Source organism: Candidatus Marsarchaeota archaeon, from assembly GCA_023473665.1.
In the GTDB taxonomy this organism is placed as follows: Archaea; Micrarchaeota; Micrarchaeia; order Micrarchaeales; family Micrarchaeaceae; genus JAMCYM01.
Map to the genome: position 1 here is coordinate 302012 of JAMCYM010000002.1, position 18232 is coordinate 320243.

Genomic DNA, 18232 nt, shown 5'->3' on the forward strand with positions numbered 1-18232 from the left:
TGAAAGAAGAACTTTTTAATTGTGACGTACAATACATTACGTAGTACCATGGCCGATTACCTGCTGGCGCTGAGGCTTGGGAGCGTAGTTGCGATAGCGCTCATCTATATGCTCTACGATCTGTTTAACAACCGCAACGTGCCGTCGATAGTCGTATACGCCACGCTCGCTTACGGCATTGCGCTTACTGTACTTTACATGAACACGATAATCATAGTAGCCAGCCTGCTCCTTGCAATAGCTGTGCTGGCCATAGGCTACATAATCTACAGGATAGGCCAGCTTGGCTTTGCTGACGTGGCGGAACTGGCTGCGCTCTCGATGATGCTGCCTCTTCAGAGCGCACCCTTTTTGGTAAGCGCGCTGCAGTTCAACCTTCCCTTCATCGCATCCGTAGTGGTGAACTCCGGCATAGCAGTTCTGATAATGGTGCCTCTATACTACATACCATTAGCAATCAAGAGGTTCGGCAGCAAGAAGCTCGACTCCATGCTCTCGCAGAACAACTGGGTCAAGGTTGGCATGGTGACAGTGGCATACGCCCTGTTCCTCGCTTTCCTCATATACGTGACAGGCACGGGCTGGCCGGGCATTGCACTCATAACCGTTATGATGGCGGGATCTGCGCTGCTGCTCTTCTTCGAGAAACCGATAACCGACGTGATGGTGCGCTACGTGACTCCAAAAAGTATGGAGGAAGGCGACATAATAGCCACTAACCTCATGAGCAAGCGCGAGCTGACAAGCGTGAAGAAGCGCGTGCCCGGCTTCGAGCGTCTCGCGACCCCCAAGCTGATGGCAACAATGAAAAGGAGGCGCTTCGCCTCGAAGCTCCCTGTATACAAGAACGCGATGCCGTTCGCGGCAGCCATATTTGTGGGCGTCGTGCTAACCCTGCTGTTCGGCAACCTGCTCCTCTACATCATACCGCTGTAACAAACTTTCCATCGGAAAGATTTTTATTGTGATGCATACAAGGTAAAGCGGTGGCTGAGTGAAATACGCAAGAGAGCATGTAAAGAGGTACTGGATTTTTGCTTACAGACGCGCACTTGGAGTATCTATGGTGACGTTCGCCATAGCGCTCGCCATCGGGATAATGTTCACCGGCCTGCTCTCGCCTTCCTTCACCTCCCATCCGATGATCGAGTTTGCTTTCTGGGGCCTCCTTATAATAGTGGCGGCGCTGATGCTGATCATGAGCTTCGCCAACGCGCATAGGTCGTCAGTAAGGCTCATGAACGAGCTTGAATCCAGGAAGCACTCCAAATACATGGCGGCCTGGGTACTGGCCATCCTTGTGGGAATTGCGGTTTTCGTTATGCCAGTGGTGTTCATAAACAGCTTCATAGCCCCGCTGATGTTCCTGCTGAGCTTCGGCGGCATACTCTGGGTGCTTTACATATCTGTCACGTTGCTGTTCAGGCACAGCTACAAGGAGCTTGCGTACGGCGCGACAGCGCTGCTTGTCGTGTTCGTGGTGGTTCTTGGCGCCATAACCGCCACCATGTCGAACGCTGCGCTCTATGCAAGCGAGCAGGGCAACATGGCCGCCATGCTCTTCATAACTGTCGCGACCTTGGTGCTGGTGTTCGGCTTCACTGGCATGCTGATGATGTTCAACTCGTCAAAGGAGTTCGTCACCGAGTTCGAGAACGCCGTGCGCGAGCTCGAAGGCAGGCCGCAGCGCAGGACTGGAAGGAGGGCAAGAAGAGGCAGCTGATGAAGCTGCAACGCCAAGAGAAGATGGGTGCAGAGTAGTTCAGGTATCGCCGAGCTGCGAGAATACTTTCTCGGAAATTTCCTTGCCAAGAAGCCTCACTACCTTTTCCCTGTTGGCGCGTATGTCTGTGACGCGCTTGATGCCGTTGTCGAAGAGCCTGCGTGCCCTTACCCTTCCTATCTGTTCCAGCCTGACAAGGTCGAGGAGCTCGGCTTTTATCCCGTACCTTAGCCTCACCCTTGTGTCTATCAGCGCGTGTGCCGACCTCTTCGATATCTTGGCCAACTCTATTGCCGAGTAGGCCAGCCAGTCTGCGTTTGTCAGCTTCGTGAATAGCCCACCAGGTGTCGTGCCGTACTTCTTGACCAGCTCATCTTCATGTAATTCTTCCATCCAGTCGTTGAGCATCATGGCGGTGCTGAATGCACCAATCGGATCATATGAGCCGTAGTCCATGCCTGCATACTCATACAATGAGCCTGACTTCGCCATGCTCCTGTACATGACGAACTTTGCCTCTGCATCTTCGGTAGGCTTCACGTACGGCCTCATCTCTATGGTGTTTGATATCATGTAGAGCGTGCCAAGCCCGTCGTCCGCTTTAGCTAGCGAGTCCATGATCCATTTGGCTGAGAGCGGGTCTATGTAGAGCTCGCTCACGCGCTTGCCTATCTTCGTCGCGATGTAGGCCCTTTTGCCTGCACGCTCTATGAACTTCCATGCCTCGAGGTCGTCAAGTACCTCACCGATCACGCGCCTTATGTGTGCATTGTTGCCGTACTGATGGCCGTAGAAGGTCTTCGCGATGAACACGTTGATCGCATCCAGGTCGTTCAGGAAGTCCTCGGCTATGAAGGCCAGCATGTGCATGCGCAATACGGGCGCCATGCCAAGATTCGAATCTATCGGCTCTGCTTCGGCATTGAGGTAGTTGTTGTACAGGTCCGCGATGGCGTACTTTGACGTTGCTATGAGGAGCGCCCTGCCCTCCTTGTCGTATTGGGGCCTGCCCGCCCTGCCGAAGAGCTGCATTACCTCGTTGATTCCCAGCCTGTCTGCACCTGACTCGCTGTGCCTGTGCAGGTCGCGCACCAGCACAGTGTGCGCCGGTACATTTACGCCGAGGCTCAATGTAGGCGTAGCGCATATGGCCTTGATGAGGTTGCCCTTGAAGGCCTGCTCCACTGCCGCGCGCTGCGAATTGAGCAGCCCCGCATGGTGGAATGCAACGCCTTTCCTTACCTGCTCTGCAAGCTTGACGCACTGCGCCGTAGGCCTGTCGAGCGCGTTGAGGATTGCGTCGCCGACTTTCGCCAGCGCCTCGGATTCTGCAGGCTTGAGGAGCTTCTGCACATGGGGGGCAAGCCTTACTGCGCCGGCTTCCGCATTCCTCCTTGAAGAATAGAAGAGGAGCAGCTGCTTTGAGATGTCTAGCGTATCTTCGAGCACGCGCACCTCGGGCACGGCGCTTGCGCCTAGGAGCTCCTCGCCGTCACCATCGCCATAATACACCTTGCCATCGCTCACTATGCCCTTCTTTAGGGGCACTGGCCGGTAGTCGCTCGTGACGAGCTCGGCATTGAGCCACTCCGCCAGCTCGTCTGCGTTGCCTATCGTGGCGCTTAATGCGATGAGCTGCGCATGCGTTGCCGAGGCGAGCTTTGTCATGACCAACTCGAGTGTTGGGCCCCTTCCTGGTTCGCCGAGCATGTGCACTTCGTCGAAGACCGCGCATCCTATCTCGGAAAGCCAGCCGATCCTATGGCGCATCAGGCTATCGAGCTTCTCGGTTGAGATGAATATCATCTCGTATTCCGACAGCCACTGGTCGCTCGCGTCGAGGTCGCCCATCGATATGGCTGTCTTTATGTAGGGGTAAGAGGCCCTGAACTCGTTGTATTTCTCGCTGACGAGCGCGCGCATCGGGGCTATGTAGAGCGCCTTCCTGCCCTTTGCCAGTATAGAGTTGACGCACGCGAGCTCGGCAATAAGGGTTTTGCCGCTGGCCGTCGGCGAGGCCACTAGCACGTTTTTGCCATCGAGAAGGCCCTTCAACAGCGCAAGCTCTTGCGGAGGCGTAAATCTGCGTATGCCCCTCGCCGCAAGGGATTCGAGTATCTCGTTCGGCGCTTTGCCCTTTATTGATGATACGTCCATCAGCATATGCATAGGCTTGAAAGTATTTAGCCACTAGCCCGCGCAATGCTGCACGGCTCAGCGCGCTGCGTCATCCCCGTGGACCTTTGCCCGCATATGGCGGAGCTCGAATATCTTGAACTGCTTGTCAGTTTCTGGATTGTACGTGAACCCCGATGTCTGCGTGCCTTGCGCTTCGGCCCCGGCAAGCAGTGTCCGCAGGCTCTCTGCGTGGGATCTGAAATCAAGAGCGGCCCCAATCCCGTCCATTAAAACATCTTTTGCGATGACAGCCATGTCGCCAGTCGGCCTGATCGTACTGCGTCTTCGCGTTGCAGGTTCATTAATCTGTCCAGCGGCATAAGGCGCATCATCGCTCCTATAGCGCTTATTGGCAACACGCACGGCTGTGACATTCTGTGGCGCGCCAGAGAAGCCATGGGCAACGTAAGTGTTCCTGAAGGCCCACGTATTGTCGGAATTCAAGTCCATGAAGCCGTCTACGTTGGCACTTGCGAGCGAATTCATCGGCCTGAAGTTTCTGTCGATTGCAATCTCGCGCTTCGCATGCTTCCCGGCCTCTGACGAATACTCTGCAACCTCGGTCTTACGTAGCTCCAATTCGTTAGGTTTGTAGGGCTTACGGCTGGTTTTTGGCATTCGTGTTATAATGCCCTCCTTGGCAAAGAACTGCACAGCGGAGCTGCCAGAGACGGCTTCGATGCCGTCTGAGCCGTTGCGCCTTATTAAGACTGCCAATTTGCCAGCATCTGGATCGATTTGCGTTCTGCTTTCAGGAGCTCTCTGCGTTGTCTTTGGCTCCATGTCAAGAAAGTCTAAGTCATCTGCTACCATTTTACCCCCACTGAAAAATTAGAGTATTGTAATGCATCACATATAAAAAGATTTCGGTGCTCTTTGCGCACTCCAGCGAAGAGCGCACCGGCTACGTGTCAAGAACCAGGAAAAAGAAAAAGAAAAAGAAGGGAATGAGCAACGCTCACTCCTTCGCCAGGCCTGCTCCTATAATGGCCAGTATGAAGCCCACTATGCTGACGAACAGCCAGAATGAGCTCACGTATGTCAGGGCCATCAGGGTGAAGCCGCCGATCAGCGCAGCACTGCCTGCATACATGCCGAATTTGCCCGATGGCATTAGGTTTGTGAAGCTGACTATGAATAGTAATATCGAGCTTATCAGCGCGCCTGCATACAGCAATGGCAGCCATATCGACGACACAGCCGACCCGAATGCTACTGTTCCAATTGATACCAGGTATACAACGACCAGGTATATGATGCTGCCGATGAACTGCAGCACGAATGCTGCCGGGTTCCTTCTGGTTAATTTCGCCATTTAACCACGTTTAGTGAGAGAGCTGGCAAGGTTTTTAAATGTTGGTAAGGCATACGTTTAGCGTCATATAAAGATTCCTTTAGTCGTTCCATAGTGCATGTTTAATGCTTTGCGGAAACATACTGCTACAGGCAAATGTGAGTCAATGAAACTGTTGCATGGCATGGCCCCGTACAACCTCTTCGGGCTTGAGGATCAGAGCTACGACTCTGCAAAGGTCGTGGCAGTGCCAGTGCCCTACGACTCGACTACCAGCTACAAGGCAGGCGCCAGGAACGGGCCAATGGCTATAATAGAGGCCAGCAGGGCCGTCGAGCTCTACAGCGAGGAGCTCGGCCGGAAGCCGAGCGAGGCAAGTATATTCACAACAGAGGAACTCGAGCCTGATGTCGGCTCGCCAGAGCGCACAGTGCGGCGCATAGAGAGGGAGATTGAGCTCATTGTGGCAGACGGGAAGATGCCGTTGCTCATCGGCGGGGAGCACACGGTCGCGCTAGGCGCGATCGGGGCGCTGGCAAAGGCGGGCAAGGCCTTCAGCGTTGTGCACTTCGACGCCCATGCCGATTCTAGGCAGGAGTTCATGGGCTCGAAATACTCGCACGCGTGCGTGGCGGCAAGGGCCCGCGAGCTGGCGAGGGGCGTGTATAGCGTTGGAGTGCGCAGCACTGACGAAGAGAGCGCGAAGCTTCACTCCAAGGATACCTTATATATGAAGGACATGCGGGGCATGGACGCCAAGACCATAGCAGACAGGATAGCAGCCAGAACCGAGAAAAGCGTATATATGACGATAGACCTTGACGTGCTCGATCCCAGCGAGATGCCGAGCGTGGGCACACCCGAACCAGACGGCATGCGCTTCAGGCAACTTGTAGATGTGATAGCCATGCTTCTGAGGAAAAAGGAGCTCCTGGGCTTCGATGTGACTGAGCTGAGCCCCATACCTGGCCAGCATGCCCCGAATTACCTAGCCGCAAAGCTCATATATCTGATAATAGGTAATGCCTTTAGGGATAGGAAATGAGGCTTTACGCTACGCCGAAGAAATACAGACCGAGCCAGCAAAATGCCGGCGCACCAACCAGCCTAGTTGACGAAAGATGGATAGGAGGGCAGCGGCATCTGGAAGAAGTCGTGCAAGGCCTGGCAAGGTTGGCCGAGGAAAAAACAAGGCACCAATCGAAGATAGGCGAATACACCAACAAGAACAGGGAAGACGGTATCATAATAATGAACTATGTCTTAGCCCATTTTGAAGAGCTTAAGATAATAGGTGCCATAGAAAACAATGTAACGAAGCCGTCTATCGATACGCTGAGACCTGATTCGCCGACGACCTTTGACACCATAACAGTGCATCTTGATAATAAGCATGTAAAGGAAATTTATCATGGTATACTAGAGTCAGTAGAGGCAAAGCCTATCCGCCTTTCTATATTCCCTGGCTACAAGATAACAGACCCAGACCATCTAGGCACAATAGTGGAAGAGCTGGTTGGTATGGGGGTTGACAAAAGCGAGCTGCAGACGATTGAGCAAAGAACCGTCGAAAACTTTCTGCGCAGGTATAGCGACGATCCAAAGCTAAATGAATGGCTTAGGAGAAATTTTGATAGAGCCGAAATAAAGAAGTTCCCTAGAATAAGCACTGAAAGCCATTACTAGTTGTACAATTTACGTTAATCGCTGTTAACTACCCATTGCTTGGAATGGATAGTGCAGGGCTGCGCCTCGCGCCATGAAAAATAAAAAAGAGGAAATAAAGAAAAATAACGCTTACTTGCTGCCCAGTCCTGCTCCGATCACGGCCAGTATGAAGCCGACTATCGCCGTAAGCAGGTACGTCGTGCTGCCCAGGCTCAGAGCCACTAGGGCAAAGCCTCCCGCTATAGCCGCGCACCCTGCAGTCATGCCAAACTTTTGGCCGACTCCCATTAGGTACGTGAAGCTGACTATGAACAGGATTATCGAGCTGACTACCGCGCCTGCATAGAGCAATGGCAGCCATATCGACGATACAGCCGCGCCGAAAGCCACCGATCCTGTCGAGATCAGGTAGACTAGGGCCAGATAGATGATGCTACCTATGAACTGCAGCACGAATGCTGCCGGGTTCGTTCCTCTTTCTTTAGCCATTTACATCACAGAGAGGAGTGCACTGGCAATGCTTTAAAAGGCTTGCTTCGCATTCGGCGAGCGGCGTATAAGGGACGTTAGTGCTTGGGCACAAGCTGCAGATGAAAATGGGCCCGCGGCGAATCGAACGCCGTATCTTCACGTTGTCAACGTGACGTCTTACCAATCGACTACGAGCCCCTCTTCGCACGCTCAAGCGTTATGCTCAGCCCGTCATGTGCGGCCTCAACATTCTTGAATATTTCCTTTGCCTCGTTTTCCAGCACGCGCTGGTCCGTGTAGCGCGTGCTCATGTGGGTCAGCACCAGCCTCTTGACATGGGCCTTCTTCGCCACCCCTGCTGCCTCCTTTGCGGTTGAGTGCAGGCGCTCCTTGGCCAACCTTGCCAGCTCCTCGGCGTATGCAGATTCGTGGATCAGGAGGTCGGCGCCTTTGGCAGCTGCAACAGTTGATGCAGCAGGCCGCGTGTCAGTCGCGTACACCAGCTTCCTGCCCTGCTCCAGCGTGGTAACGGCGCTCAGCTTCACCGTCTTGTTCCCTATCTTTATTGAGCCGCGTTTTGCTAGAGCGGAGAACATCTCGCTCTTTATCCCGAGCAAGTCGCACTTGCGCTTCATGAAATGATGCTTGTCCTGCTCCTTGACGACATAGCCGTATGTCTTTACAGTATGGTTGAGCGCGAACGCCCTTATCTCGAGGTTCTTGTCGACACGCACAATGCCGGAACGCACCTCCTCGACTATTATTGGATAGCTTATCATGGCGTTGTCGAACTGCAGCAGCGCCAGCAGGCTCTTCGTGAAGCCCTGGGGCACGTATATGAAAAGCGGCGCTGAGCGCTTGTAGAGCGCGAGCGTGCGCACAATGCCCGCAACGCCTATTACATGGTCGCCGTGCATATGCGTTATGAATATGGCGTTCACCTTGTAGGGATTTATGCCGAAGCGCATCATCTGCCTCTGCGTGCCCTCGCCGCAGTCGAGCAGGTAGAGCATGCCTTCATATTCAACCGCCACGCCTGCCAGCCCGCGCTCCTTCGTGGGCGCCGAGCCCGATGTGCCGAGTATTGTTGCCCTGAACATGCATTCGCCTACAATTCCAGCTTGATTATCTTGTCCTTCAGGTCAAGGCCATTTATCTTGAGCTCGGGGAAGCGCTCCCTGAGCTCCTCGACTGTGGCATGCCTGTGCTCCCTCGCGTACGATATCAGCATATTTATCTGGTTTAGCATTTCAAATATCTTTCTGCCTGCCTCGCGGTTCAATGCCGTCGAGGCCTCCAGCTCCGCGATTGCGTGCTTCTGCTTCTCGATGCTCGCGGCGAGCTCCTTGGCAAGCGCGTTTTCCTCTATTGTTTCCTTTGGCATGACGGAATAATAAAATTCGTCAAGAAGCTCCTGCATGCTCGCAAAGGTGCGTTTTTCTAATGTGCTGTACTTGACGAGCGGAACCACAGAATAGTCGACCGCATTGCCGCCATCGAGGTACATGCAATACGATGGCGCCGCCGATTCTGCCACTTCATCAGCAAGCGCCTTCGCGATGTCTGGCAGCGACCCGAGCGATTGCGAGAGTCTTGCCTTAGGGTCGATGCGCAGGTGCAGCAGGGCGTTCTCTGCGTACTGCGCCCCGATGTTGACGTTCCTGTTGAGGAACGACATGATTGAGACGTTCTGATCAGCTGCCTTCGCAAGCTCGGCCAGCCTTGCCTGCGCACCGCTGGTTCCTGCCATAGTAATAGGAGCGTTATGGGGCGGCACGTATGTTGCGCCGGGCCGCACGCTCCTGTCCTTGAAGTCATGCACCCTGTAAGCGAGCATTATGCGCATGTCCTGCTCGGCTATTACCATATTGCCCTTGCCGAACATCTCGAGCACTATGTTCATGCTTGCATCGGCTTTCTCCAACCTGATGAGCAGCAGGCGGTCGTCGTTGTACTGCTCGACCGATCCTATCACCGCGCCAGAGATGCGCTTCCGCACCGCGAGCGCGAATGGTGTAGGCTGCTCCGCGGCCTCTACGTAGCGTGTTGCACCAACCGTGCGGCCGAGAAGGCACTGCAGATTGAGCTGCGTGCCCTGCCTGCTCAGCCTGAACCTGAAAGAGCCATTTCCCAACTCGTAGAACTTGTCGATATGGTAACCATTGAGCGACGCAAGTTCCCTCGATAGAACAGAGAGCTCTAGCGTGGATATCTCGCGCATTGTGCTAGCGCCCTTTTCTCTTTCTTGCACCCTCTTCTTTTGCGATGCGGGAGAAGAGCAGCGCCTTCTTGTAAGCAGATGAGGTAGAACCGTTCTCGAAGGCGGTGCCTATCTGCACAGCGTCGGCTCCATTCTTGTACGCTGTTCTGAGCTCCTGCTCCGATACGATCCCGCCGCCGACAACGTACGGCACGTCTATCGCCTGGCGCACCGCCCTTATCATATCGGCAGGTATGGGCCCGCCGCCTTGTAGCCTGGGATTCGAGCCCGTATCAGTCACTATGAGCCTGCTCCCGAAGTATTGGCCGGTAAGCGCAAGCGCAGCCGCTATCTTCGGCTTCTCCTTAGGTATTAAGTTGGCGTCGCCTACCCAGCCGGCCGTGCCGCCGGGCTCGACAAGTATGTAGCCGACCGGCAATGGCTCTATGCCGAGATGCCTGATCAGCGGCGCAACGAGCATCTGCGCCTGCGAGTGCCAGTAGGAGTTGCGCGAGTTGAGCAGCGTCTGGAAGTATATCGCGTCTGCATACTTGGTTATCGTAGCCATGTTGCCCGGGAAGAGCACGAGCGGCACGTCTATGGCTTCGTGTATCTGCTTGGTGACCTCGTCGAGCATGGTGCCCTGCACGCCGCTGCTGCCGCCGAGCAGCAGAATGTCGCTGCCTCCCTTCGTAACTGCTTTCGCGGTCTCTACTGCCTCCTTTTCGTTCTTGTAGTCCTCAGGGTCCATGAGCGAGAACAGCATCGCGCCCTTGCTCTCTATGGTATCGTGTATGTACCTTTCGACCTTTCCGTTCTTCATGATAATCACAGCAATAGCGTCACTTGTGAGTCTTGTCGAACTCCTTGAGCATCTCCAGGCCAGCCTTCTCCATCCTTTCCTTAGGCGCGAATCCGAGCTCGGTGCGCGCCCTGTCTATGCGTATTATTCTGTCGCTGGCCACAAACTCCAGCTCATCGGACTTCACGCCCATTATCGGTCTTATTATCTTGGCCACGGTATGGGAGATATGCCGTGAGGGCGGCTTCACGCCGAAATAATCGGCAACGAACCCGAACAGGCTCTTCACAGTGTAGGCCTGGCCGTCCGTTGCATTGTAAACCCTGTTCAGCGCCTTCGGACTCTGCGCAGCCAAGAACATTATCCTGACGGCGTCGTTTTCATGTATAAGTGTGAGATGGTTGCCGCCCGTGCCTATATACATGGCCTTGCCCGCCTTGATCAACTCGAAGATCTTGAAGAATGAGTTGGTGTAATGCAGCCCGTAGAGCGTGCCGAACCTCAGTGTGGTGTAATGCATCTTCGGATCTGTCTCTGCATATGATTCCACTACGCGTTCGGCCATCTCCTTGCTCTCCGAATAAGGGCTTGCCGGCTTAAGCTCCGACTCCTCTGTCAGAGTCTCGCCAGGGCGCCGATAGCCGTAAACGGTGCAGCTGCTTGCGAATATCACGTGGACATTTTTCTGGAGCGGCCTGTTCACAGTCTGGCACGCGCTCAGCAGATTGTCGGTACCCACCACATTCGCATCTATCAACTCGTCGAACGTGTTCCTGTAGTTGTACGTGGCGCCGGCTATGTGGAATATGTTGTCGACATCCTTGCACGCTTCCTCGATAACTCGCGTCTCTGACGCATCGCTGCTCCTCAGATCAGCGACATACAGCTCCACGTTCGGAGGCAGCTTAGTCCACTCGTCGCTTGTTGCAGGGCTCTGCCTGAGCAGCACCCTTACCTCGTGGCCCTCCTTGAGGAGGAGCTCGACGAGAAGGCGCCCTATGCCGCTGGTTGCCCCGGTTACAAGGTCTATTATAGGAGTCTCGGCCCCTCTGTTGTTAGGCATTTCCCACAACCTTATGCTCGCCGTTCAGCACCGCCACAGCAATGTCGCGGATGCGCCCCTCGGTGAGCCTGTTTATCGCGTATGGTATCCAGTCCTTGCCGTACGTGACATAGACGCTGACGTTGGCCTTTAGCTTCAGAAGCATGCCAACCCTCTTTTGGTTATAGCCCAATGGCACCTCAAATATTAAATCTCTTCTGTGGCCCTTGTTGGCCTTGAAGAGCCCGAGCATGAGCCTCTCGTCCTGGCCGGCAACTGTCACGACCCTGTTCTTCCTCGCCAGCCTGTCTATCGAGCGGCTGAAGACGTCGAGCATATCGTCATAGTGCTTGCCGCGCTTGCGAGCGCCCTTTGCCGCAACGTCAGGCATGGCGTAGTTGTTTGTAGTGAGCTTTATGTACCTGTTCTTCGCGCCCAGGTACTTTTCGGCTGTGCCATTGTAGAGCAGCGAGGCCGGCATCTCGAAACCTGCAGGCATGCCCGCATGCTCCTCGCAGATCCCTGCCAACTCGCCCGGCCCTATGCCCTGCTCGCTCTCCAGCCAGAGCTTGCTGCCCGGGCCCAGCGAGCCGAGTATCTCTTCTGCTCCTGCGCGCGCCCCGTCCTTGCTGATGAAGTAGCCGAGCTGGCTCAGCCTGACCGACAGGTCGGCGCGTATGCTCTGCCTGGACAGCTGGCGCGCCAGCTCTATGTAGGCATTGATGTTGTATCTGGCATTGAGCTGCGTGTTGACGTGGTCGCTCAGGAATGTCACTGTGGGCAGCAGGCCCCTGCCGCTCAGCGTAGCGGCGGTCCTTATGGCAGATGATGTTGTAGTGCCCGCAACATGCTTCCTGACAAGCCTGAACACTAGGCGCTTGATTATACGATGGTGGTCGTCTGCCAATTTAATCACTCCTTGCCTGCGTGCTAAACCGTGCCTAAACGGCAAAATAGCTCGTCGTGAAACTCCGCGTTGCTACCTATTCGTTTGCATTCTTTTTATACCTTTGTCTGGGAAGGTTTTTAGTGGTGCTTTGTCAAGCATGAATGGCGCGGAGCGCGCACATTTGGCGATTTGATGGCAAACCCAACTGACAGCACTAGGGGCCTGTCGCTCGGCGAACTGCTGTCAAGGCTGCACTCGGCCGTGCGCCAGTTCGTCTCTGACCTGGATGCGATCATAGACAGGAACAAGAATGTTGGCGTGGACGACATACGCGGCCTGAGGGCCAGCGTGACCGAAAGGCTCAGGGCGGGCAATGACGAGGTGGAGAACAAGAAGCTGCTCGAGGTGCTCGACCTGCTGAGCATGGACAAGACTGTCATAGCCCTCATGAAGGACGACGCAGAGGAATGGCTGGACTTCATAGACGCGATAGAGAGCCACATAGCGAGCGGCGAGTACAAGGCCACCGAAGCAGAGAAGGAGGAGCTCGCCAGGATGCGCGAGCTCACGGCGCGCATATCAGGGCTCATAAGGAAGTAGGGAATCGCAGCGCGACCTCAATTTGTTCACGCTACGGTGTCAGGCGTTAACATTATCTCTTCCTTCAGTTCGTCGACCTCGGTGTTGAGATACTTGCTCCTTATCTGTTCCCATTCCTCAAAGGTTGCGGTAGAGCGCAGTCGCCTGAGCAGCGCGTTGTCAAGGTCTCCCACCGCCATCGGCTCCATGCTGCTGATGAATGCGATTTCATCCGGGTCCAGCCCCATCCTTGCAGCCAGCCTGTGGTTGGATGAAAGGTGGGCCTGTATGAGTATGTTGGAGAATTCGTCAGCATCCTCTGAAGTTATTCGTACCCTACCAATCATGGTGCGCAGATCCTCTCGCGTCTTCCTGCTTTTTATCGCATACGGGCCAGTGCGCTCAAGCCATTTCCCGTTCACCACCTGCCATATCTCCAGCGCTTTGTCAAGTGTTACCTGTTCGCCGTTCCTCAGCTTATCCAGTGCAATCTTGAATTCGTCATCCTTTGCAGCTTCATTGAGCGCCTCATTGAGCCAACTGGCGTTTTCAGCCAGATACTTCTTGCTGTATGCAGTCCATCTCAGGCTAGTGAGGTCTGTGCTTACTTGTTTGCTGTAATCTTTGCCGCCATGCCTAACCTTGTCCATGAGCCCCATTGAGATTACACTGTACGGCTGCTTCTTGAATTCGCCTTCGCTGAAGAAATCCGCAATTCTCCTGACATAATCGAGGTCGCCGCCGTGTAGGTAGGCATACCTTATCATGTGGGCCATGCGCTCAAGATAGGCAAGCGCCGCAAGGTGCGCCATGTCATTTATGAAAGACTTCTCGTCTATCGAGTGAATGTCTTGTAGGTTGCCGATGAACTTTTCACCGGCTCTGTCCTTAAACACAGTAGAATTCTCGAAGCGCTCCCACTCTGGAACTGCGCTTAAAGCAGCGCCGAAGGCATGCGTCGAAACGTACAGGCCCTTGGCCTCGTCATTAAGATTTGCTATTATTCTCCAGACCTCAAAGCTATCTGAATCAGCGAGCTGGTCCTTGTGGGCTATAGCATTTAGTGCATCGAATATTGTGACAACTTTGCCAGAATTGAATGGATATCCCATCTTAAATTTGGACAGATATTCATACGCCATATCATCTATACTTTGGTTTCCCGCATCTTTACTTTCGGTGCGCAGTACGCCTTCGATAAGTGGCATTATGTCCATTATAGTAGCTGCAAGCCTACTGCCGACGCGATTTTCAAGCTCCTTGTATGCGGTTGGGGCGTTCTTCAAGAGATCATGCCGCGCCTTATCGTCGGCTGCAGCCTTTAGTTTTGCGGAAAGCTCTATTATACTCTCTCTTGTTCTCTCGTCTTCAATTCCTACGTGCTTGGCAAACGTCCAAAAGCCATCATGGACGTAGTCCACTTCTTGCTCAATTTTTCCAGCCAGCTTGCCTGCCCTTCTCGATTGCCAGTTAGTGAAAAAGTTCCAGTGATACTGCTCCCAGATATTCATACGGGTATCATATTCTTTCCCCTGCTCGTTTACATTTTTATCGTGCGCGTTTACCGTGGTGGCCATAGCATCATTACGTATATTGAGCAATTCAATATATTTATAGGTTTTTAGAGTCCGTTTTGTGCACTGCACTCAGGCCGTGCAGACACACGCTATTCAGCGGGCATTCCAAGCATTTGGGCACGGTCTTGCAGTAGTTCTTGCCCAGCTCCACGAACTGTGCGTGCATGTCCTTGTACAGCCCGACGTCCTTCTTGACTCTAGACTCGAAAAACCTTTGCAGCTCGCCATAGCTGATTTTCTCGTCAATGCCCGTGATCCTGTGCATCGCTCGCCGCGTATAAGCGTCAACGACGAAAACGGGCTTCTCTGCCGCGTAGAGCACTATGGAATCTGCTGTCTCCTCGCCTATGCCGTTGAGCGAGAGAAGCTCGTTCCTCAGCTCGGCCGCATTGCGTGAAAAGAAGCGCTCCAGCGTGCCGTAGTTGCTTAGTATGTAGGAGCAGGCGCCCTTCAACCTCCATGCCTTCTGCCTGTAGAAGCCGCTCGGCCTGATGTATGACTCGAGTTTACCTATGTCGATGTTCGCAAGCCTTTTCAGGTTTAGGGCATGCGCGCGCTTCAGATTGGCGAGCGCCTTCTCGACGTTCTTCCAAGATGTCTGCTGCGTCAGTATCGCGCCGACAAGGATCTCGAACTTTGTGTCGCCGGGCCACCAGTCCAGGAAGCCGAAGCGCCTGCGCAGCAGCGCGTATATCTCCATCGGCGCGGCGCCTGCGCTCACGACACCTTCAGCTGTCCCGAGTTTATCTTCGCTATGACCGCCCTCGGATCCTCGTTCTCGCACTTCACCCCCATGCTCTTGCAGGTGCCGAGCACCTGCTTGACTTTGTCGGCGAAAGCATTGCCGTATATCGACGCTTCCTTCGATTTCGCTATTTTCTTGACCTGCTCCATGGTGAGGCTGCCGATCGTCTCATCCTTGGTCTTTGCTCCGGCAGGAGCCCCGAGCTCCTTGAGTATCAGCGCACTCGTGGGCGGAGCCCCGACCTCCACCCTGAAGGCCTTGCTCGACATATCGACAATGACCTTCACAGGTATCTTTATGCCTGCGAACTCCCCGGTCTTCTTGTTTATCTCGCCCACTATCGCGCCTATGTTGACGCCGAGAGGCCCAAGGGCAGGCCCGAACGGGGGCCCGGCAGTAGCCTTGCCTCCCTCTACCAGCCCGGATATTGTGATCTCGCTCATCTACTCGCCTTGTGAAACGTCAATGCCCGTCATGCGCCCTCTGCGCTCTTCGCCTTCTGTATTATCTTGGCTGTGTTCATCTTCGTCGTTATCGGTATTGGCACCACCACGTCCATGAGCTCCACGGTTATGTCGCTCTTCGCGTCATCGACCTTCAGCACCCGAGCCTTGTAGCCCTTGAACGGCCCGCTCGTGAACTCTATGGTGTCGTCCTTCTCTATCTCCTGCACGGCCGTGCTTATCTTTATGAGCTTCTCCACGTCCTCGGTGCTCAGCGGCTTCGATAGCATGCCGCGTATGTTGTGCTCCTTGCTTATGAAGCTCCTGCAAGAGAGCTCCTCCTCGGCCTCAACTATTATGTAGCCGCGCACGCCATCGACAACTATTATCGAATAGATCGGCAGGTCTGTCTTGCTCGCCTTGTTCTGGAGCATGCTGGCTGCGATGCGCTCCTGGCCCGACGTTACCTTCACTACGAAATACACTGAATCACGGCCGCATAGCCTATGCGCATGAACCTTTTTATTGCATGCGAGACAGATTCATGCTGTGTTATACATGCTGCACCTTCGCGTTGAGAAGGCCAAAGCGGAGCACGCTAAGGCGCTTCTCGGCGAATTCGGCCTGCTCAACAGGAAGATGATGGTCCAGAATAGCGCACGCTATGTGTTGTTTCCTATTCTTTTAGATGCGCAAAAGACTAAAAAGGTTCTTGAGAGGCTGGGCGGCGGCACCAAGCTCGTTGATAGGCAGGGAGTGCCGAACGCCAGGCGCGTTAGCTACTACGACCTGCTCTCGGAAAGGCTCTCGAAGAGGGAGCTGGCGCTCGTCGCAAGGGGCTACGAGGGATTGGGCAATATAGCCATAGTGGAGTTGCGCGGCGACATCGGCAGCAAGGAGAAGATGGTAGGCCGCTCAATTGCAGAGGCAAATCCGCGCATAAGCACCGTGCTCGCGAAAGCGGGTGCTGTGCACGGCACTTACAGGACAAGAAGGCTCAGGCGCATCTACGGAAAGAGCACTTACATGGCCCATTACAAGGAGAACGGGTGCAGCTTCGCGTTCGACGTCAGGAAGGCCTTCTTCTCGGCCGCGCTCTCATTCGAGCGCGGGAGGATAGACGCGCTGGTAGGGGATGGCGAGGCCGTTGCCGTGCCGTTCGCGGGAGTGGGCCCGTTCGCTATAGAGATAGCCAAGCACCATCCACATTCGCGCGTGCTTGCGATAGAGCTGAATGCTGATGCATACAGGTACATGAAAGCCAACATGAAGCTTAACCGCGTCGCCAATCTAGAGGCCGTTCATGGGGATTTCGCGGCAGTTGCGGAGAGGCGCAAGGGCTTCGCGGACCGCGTGGTGGTGCCCATGCCGAAGACCAGCCTGGACTTCATGTCCGCGATATGCGCGATAGCGAAGGCGCACGCGAGCGTGCATCTGTACGCATTCTGCGGTGCGGGCAAGCAAGATGAGCTCAAGAAGGAAATCGCTGCAAAGGCACTGGCAATGGGGCGTAAGGTGCGTTTTGTCGGCGAGCGCATGGTGCGCCCATATTCGAGGAACGAGGTAGAGATGGTCTTCGATATTGTTTTATCGAGACGCGCTCAGCGCAGCCGGTCGTTGATCTCGGCAAGGTCGATGAGGCGCCTGTAGGTCGGAGGGTGCGTGGCGAAGAGGGAATTGAGCCCGCCGAACAGGCTGTGCTTCGGCTTCGAGCCCGCAAGCAGTGTCTCCACATTTACGCCGGGCAGCAGCCGCTTGAGCTCTGGCATGTGCTCTCTTATCTCGGCAATGTCCTTGTCTGCGCTGAAAAAGTCCATTATGTAGAGCGACCTTGCTATGGTCGAGTCCTGGCCTGGCTTCTGGTTGGCGGAGTTTGATGCTGTAATCTTCAGCAACGCCGACGCCAGGTAGCCCGGCTGCTGGGTGGAGTTTGCAGAGTACTCGTCCGCAAAGCTTTCCCTCACCCTCGACAGCGACAGCATGAGCAGCTCTGAGATGAAGTACACGACGAACGCGATGAGCCCGAACAGCACCAGATACGAATCGTTGTTGCGGCTGCCGCCGAATATGCTGCTGAACAGCAGGCTCTGCGCGACTATGTAGGCGAGGAGCGGTATGAACGACACCATCGTTATGACTACGATGTCGTTGTGCTTCAGGTGCCCTATCTCGTGCGCGAGCACAGCCCTCAGCTCGTTAGCGTCTAACAGCGGCAGCAGCCCCTCATGCACGACAAGCGTCGCGCTCTTCTTGGTGCGGCCGAACACGAACGCATTAGGCTCCTTGGCGGGCGCTATCGCTATCCTCGGCACGGGCACGTCGGCCTGCTGAGAGAGCTCCTCCACCAGCTTGTGGAGCTGCGGGTACTCGTCATCCTTTATGTAGCGGATGCGCGAGAACATGGCCATTATGTGCGGTGATATGTACCACTGGAACAGGAAGAAGAGCGCTGCTATCGCGACTATCGGATAGATGCCGGCCCCGGCATACAGAAGCAACGCATAGATTATGCCGAAGCCTATCGCGAACGACAGTATCAGCGTGATGTACATCCTGAACCTAAGGTCGCCGGCAGTAATCATGGAATCAGAGCTAGATGTAATTAGTATAACATGCACGTT

20 protein-coding genes and 1 tRNA gene are annotated in these 18232 nt (G+C 54.7%); 6 read left to right on the forward strand and 15 right to left on the reverse strand.

The features are described from left to right. The first annotated feature begins 48 nt into the window (after positions 1-48). Positions 49-936 carry a hypothetical protein gene (locus tag M1158_02245; protein ID MCL5099923.1) on the forward strand — a complete coding sequence of 296 codons (888 nt, stop codon included), beginning with the start codon at positions 49-51 and terminating at the stop codon, positions 934-936. 58 nt (positions 937-994) lie between these two features. Continuing rightward, positions 995-1723, forward strand: a complete 729-nt coding sequence (locus tag M1158_02250; protein MCL5099924.1) for a hypothetical protein — start codon at positions 995-997, stop codon at positions 1721-1723. A gap of 39 nt (positions 1724-1762) precedes the next feature. Here M1158_02250 and M1158_02255 read toward each other — a convergent pair whose 3' ends face one another. The 3 genes from M1158_02255 to M1158_02265 form a co-directional block, all read right to left on the reverse strand. Further along, complete coding sequence (locus M1158_02255; GenBank protein ID MCL5099925.1) at positions 1763-3880, reverse strand: DEAD/DEAH box helicase; 2118 nt, start codon at positions 3878-3880, stop codon at positions 1763-1765. A 57-nt stretch (positions 3881-3937) separates the two neighbouring features. Further along, entirely contained in the window at positions 3938-4714 is a 777-nt protein-coding gene (locus M1158_02260; GenBank protein MCL5099926.1) for a hypothetical protein, read from the reverse strand. A gap of 145 nt (positions 4715-4859) precedes the next feature. Beyond that, positions 4860-5216 (reverse strand): hypothetical protein, encoded by a 357-nt coding sequence (locus tag M1158_02265; protein ID MCL5099927.1) that lies wholly within the window; start codon positions 5214-5216, stop codon positions 4860-4862. A 145-nt stretch (positions 5217-5361) separates the two neighbouring features. Between M1158_02265 and speB the strand changes: the two genes are divergently transcribed. Continuing rightward, entirely contained in the window at positions 5362-6240 is an 879-nt protein-coding gene (speB, locus tag M1158_02270; GenBank protein ID MCL5099928.1) for an agmatinase, read from the forward strand. Beyond that, the gene (locus M1158_02275; protein MCL5099929.1) at positions 6237-6881 is read left to right on the forward strand and encodes a hypothetical protein; all 645 of its coding nucleotides are present in this window, start codon (positions 6237-6239) and stop codon (positions 6879-6881) included. Before speB ends, M1158_02275 begins: the two co-directional genes overlap by 4 nt. 111 nt (positions 6882-6992) lie before the next feature. Here M1158_02275 and M1158_02280 read toward each other — a convergent pair whose 3' ends face one another. From M1158_02280 to M1158_02310, 7 genes are all read right to left on the reverse strand, one after another. Beyond that, positions 6993-7352, reverse strand: coding sequence for a hypothetical protein (locus M1158_02280; GenBank protein MCL5099930.1), 360 nt, complete (start codon positions 7350-7352; stop codon positions 6993-6995). A 108-nt stretch (positions 7353-7460) separates the two neighbouring features. Next, positions 7461-7532: transfer RNA gene (locus M1158_02285), tRNA-Val, on the reverse strand. Further along, a complete protein-coding gene (locus M1158_02290) occupies positions 7523-8434 on the reverse strand; it encodes a ribonuclease Z (protein ID MCL5099931.1) in 912 nt (303 codons plus the stop codon). The genes M1158_02285 and M1158_02290 overlap by 10 nt, the downstream gene beginning before the upstream one ends. Before the next feature lie 8 nt (positions 8435-8442). Then, positions 8443-9555, reverse strand: coding sequence for an NFACT family protein (locus M1158_02295; GenBank protein ID MCL5099932.1), 1113 nt, complete (start codon positions 9553-9555; stop codon positions 8443-8445). 4 nt (positions 9556-9559) lie between these two features. After that, positions 9560-10357, reverse strand: a complete 798-nt coding sequence (locus tag M1158_02300) for a geranylgeranylglyceryl/heptaprenylglyceryl phosphate synthase (GenBank protein ID MCL5099933.1) — start codon at positions 10355-10357, stop codon at positions 9560-9562. Positions 10358-10376: 19 nt separating this feature from the next. Next, positions 10377-11399 carry an NAD(P)-dependent oxidoreductase gene (locus tag M1158_02305; GenBank protein MCL5099934.1) on the reverse strand — a complete coding sequence of 341 codons (1023 nt, stop codon included), beginning with the start codon at positions 11397-11399 and terminating at the stop codon, positions 10377-10379. Continuing rightward, positions 11392-12285 carry a hypothetical protein gene (locus M1158_02310; protein MCL5099935.1) on the reverse strand — a complete coding sequence of 298 codons (894 nt, stop codon included), beginning with the start codon at positions 12283-12285 and terminating at the stop codon, positions 11392-11394. Before M1158_02310 ends, M1158_02305 begins: the two co-directional genes overlap by 8 nt. A 174-nt stretch (positions 12286-12459) precedes the next feature. Between M1158_02310 and M1158_02315 the strand changes: the two genes are divergently transcribed. After that, positions 12460-12867, forward strand: a complete 408-nt coding sequence (locus M1158_02315; GenBank protein ID MCL5099936.1) for a hypothetical protein — start codon at positions 12460-12462, stop codon at positions 12865-12867. Positions 12868-12893: 26 nt separating this feature from the next. Here M1158_02315 and M1158_02320 read toward each other — a convergent pair whose 3' ends face one another. From M1158_02320 to M1158_02335, 4 genes are read right to left on the reverse strand one after another with little or no spacing between them, the layout of a single operon-like run. After that, positions 12894-14423: a hypothetical protein gene (locus M1158_02320; protein MCL5099937.1), complete on the reverse strand. Its 1530-nt coding sequence runs from the start codon at positions 14421-14423 to the stop codon at positions 12894-12896. A 34-nt stretch (positions 14424-14457) separates the two neighbouring features. Further along, positions 14458-15144, reverse strand: a complete 687-nt coding sequence (locus tag M1158_02325; protein MCL5099938.1) for an endonuclease III domain-containing protein — start codon at positions 15142-15144, stop codon at positions 14458-14460. Further along, positions 15141-15611, reverse strand: a complete 471-nt coding sequence (locus M1158_02330; GenBank protein ID MCL5099939.1) for a 50S ribosomal protein L11 — start codon at positions 15609-15611, stop codon at positions 15141-15143. The genes M1158_02325 and M1158_02330 overlap by 4 nt, the downstream gene beginning before the upstream one ends. A gap of 29 nt (positions 15612-15640) precedes the next feature. After that, on the reverse strand, positions 15641-16096 hold the full coding sequence (locus tag M1158_02335; protein ID MCL5099940.1) for a transcription elongation factor Spt5: 456 nt from the start codon (positions 16094-16096) through the stop codon (positions 15641-15643). A 73-nt stretch (positions 16097-16169) separates the two neighbouring features. On the opposite strand from M1158_02335, the gene M1158_02340 reads away from it, so the two are divergent. After that, the gene (locus tag M1158_02340; GenBank protein ID MCL5099941.1) at positions 16170-17261 is read left to right on the forward strand and encodes a methyltransferase; all 1092 of its coding nucleotides are present in this window, start codon (positions 16170-16172) and stop codon (positions 17259-17261) included. On the opposite strand, the gene M1158_02345 is transcribed toward M1158_02340, so the two are convergent. After that, positions 17213-18193: a zinc metalloprotease HtpX gene (locus M1158_02345; protein ID MCL5099942.1), complete on the reverse strand. Its 981-nt coding sequence runs from the start codon at positions 18191-18193 to the stop codon at positions 17213-17215. The two genes, M1158_02340 and M1158_02345, sit on opposite strands and share 49 nt — an antisense overlap. Positions 18194-18232: the final 39 nt, after the last annotated feature.

Excerpts from the sequence above, each read along its gene's own strand:
- M1158_02245 (MCL5099923.1), top strand. The coding sequence starts at position 49 with ATGGCCGATTACCTGCTGGCGCTGAGGCTTGGGAGCGTAGTTGCGATA.
- M1158_02255 (MCL5099925.1), bottom strand. The coding sequence starts at position 3,880 with ATGGACGTATCATCAATAAAGGGCAAAGCGCCGAACGAGATACTCGAA.
- M1158_02260 (MCL5099926.1), bottom strand. The coding sequence starts at position 4,714 with ATGGTAGCAGATGACTTAGACTTTCTTGACATGGAGCCAAAGACAACG.
- M1158_02265 (MCL5099927.1), bottom strand. The coding sequence starts at position 5,216 with ATGGCGAAATTAACCAGAAGGAACCCGGCAGCATTCGTGCTGCAGTTC.
- speB (MCL5099928.1), top strand. The coding sequence starts at position 5,362 with ATGAAACTGTTGCATGGCATGGCCCCGTACAACCTCTTCGGGCTTGAG.
- M1158_02275 (MCL5099929.1), top strand. The coding sequence starts at position 6,237 with ATGAGGCTTTACGCTACGCCGAAGAAATACAGACCGAGCCAGCAAAAT.
- M1158_02280 (MCL5099930.1), bottom strand. The coding sequence starts at position 7,352 with ATGGCTAAAGAAAGAGGAACGAACCCGGCAGCATTCGTGCTGCAGTTC.
- M1158_02290 (MCL5099931.1), bottom strand. The coding sequence starts at position 8,434 with ATGTTCAGGGCAACAATACTCGGCACATCGGGCTCGGCGCCCACGAAG.
- M1158_02295 (MCL5099932.1), bottom strand. The coding sequence starts at position 9,555 with ATGCGCGAGATATCCACGCTAGAGCTCTCTGTTCTATCGAGGGAACTT.
- M1158_02300 (MCL5099933.1), bottom strand. The coding sequence starts at position 10,357 with ATGAAGAACGGAAAGGTCGAAAGGTACATACACGATACCATAGAGAGC.
- M1158_02305 (MCL5099934.1), bottom strand. The coding sequence starts at position 11,399 with ATGCCTAACAACAGAGGGGCCGAGACTCCTATAATAGACCTTGTAACC.
- M1158_02315 (MCL5099936.1), top strand. The coding sequence starts at position 12,460 with ATGGCAAACCCAACTGACAGCACTAGGGGCCTGTCGCTCGGCGAACTG.
- M1158_02320 (MCL5099937.1), bottom strand. The coding sequence starts at position 14,423 with ATGGCCACCACGGTAAACGCGCACGATAAAAATGTAAACGAGCAGGGG.
- M1158_02330 (MCL5099939.1), bottom strand. The coding sequence starts at position 15,611 with ATGAGCGAGATCACAATATCCGGGCTGGTAGAGGGAGGCAAGGCTACT.
- M1158_02340 (MCL5099941.1), top strand. The coding sequence starts at position 16,170 with ATGCTGCACCTTCGCGTTGAGAAGGCCAAAGCGGAGCACGCTAAGGCG.
- M1158_02345 (MCL5099942.1), bottom strand. The coding sequence starts at position 18,193 with ATGATTACTGCCGGCGACCTTAGGTTCAGGATGTACATCACGCTGATA.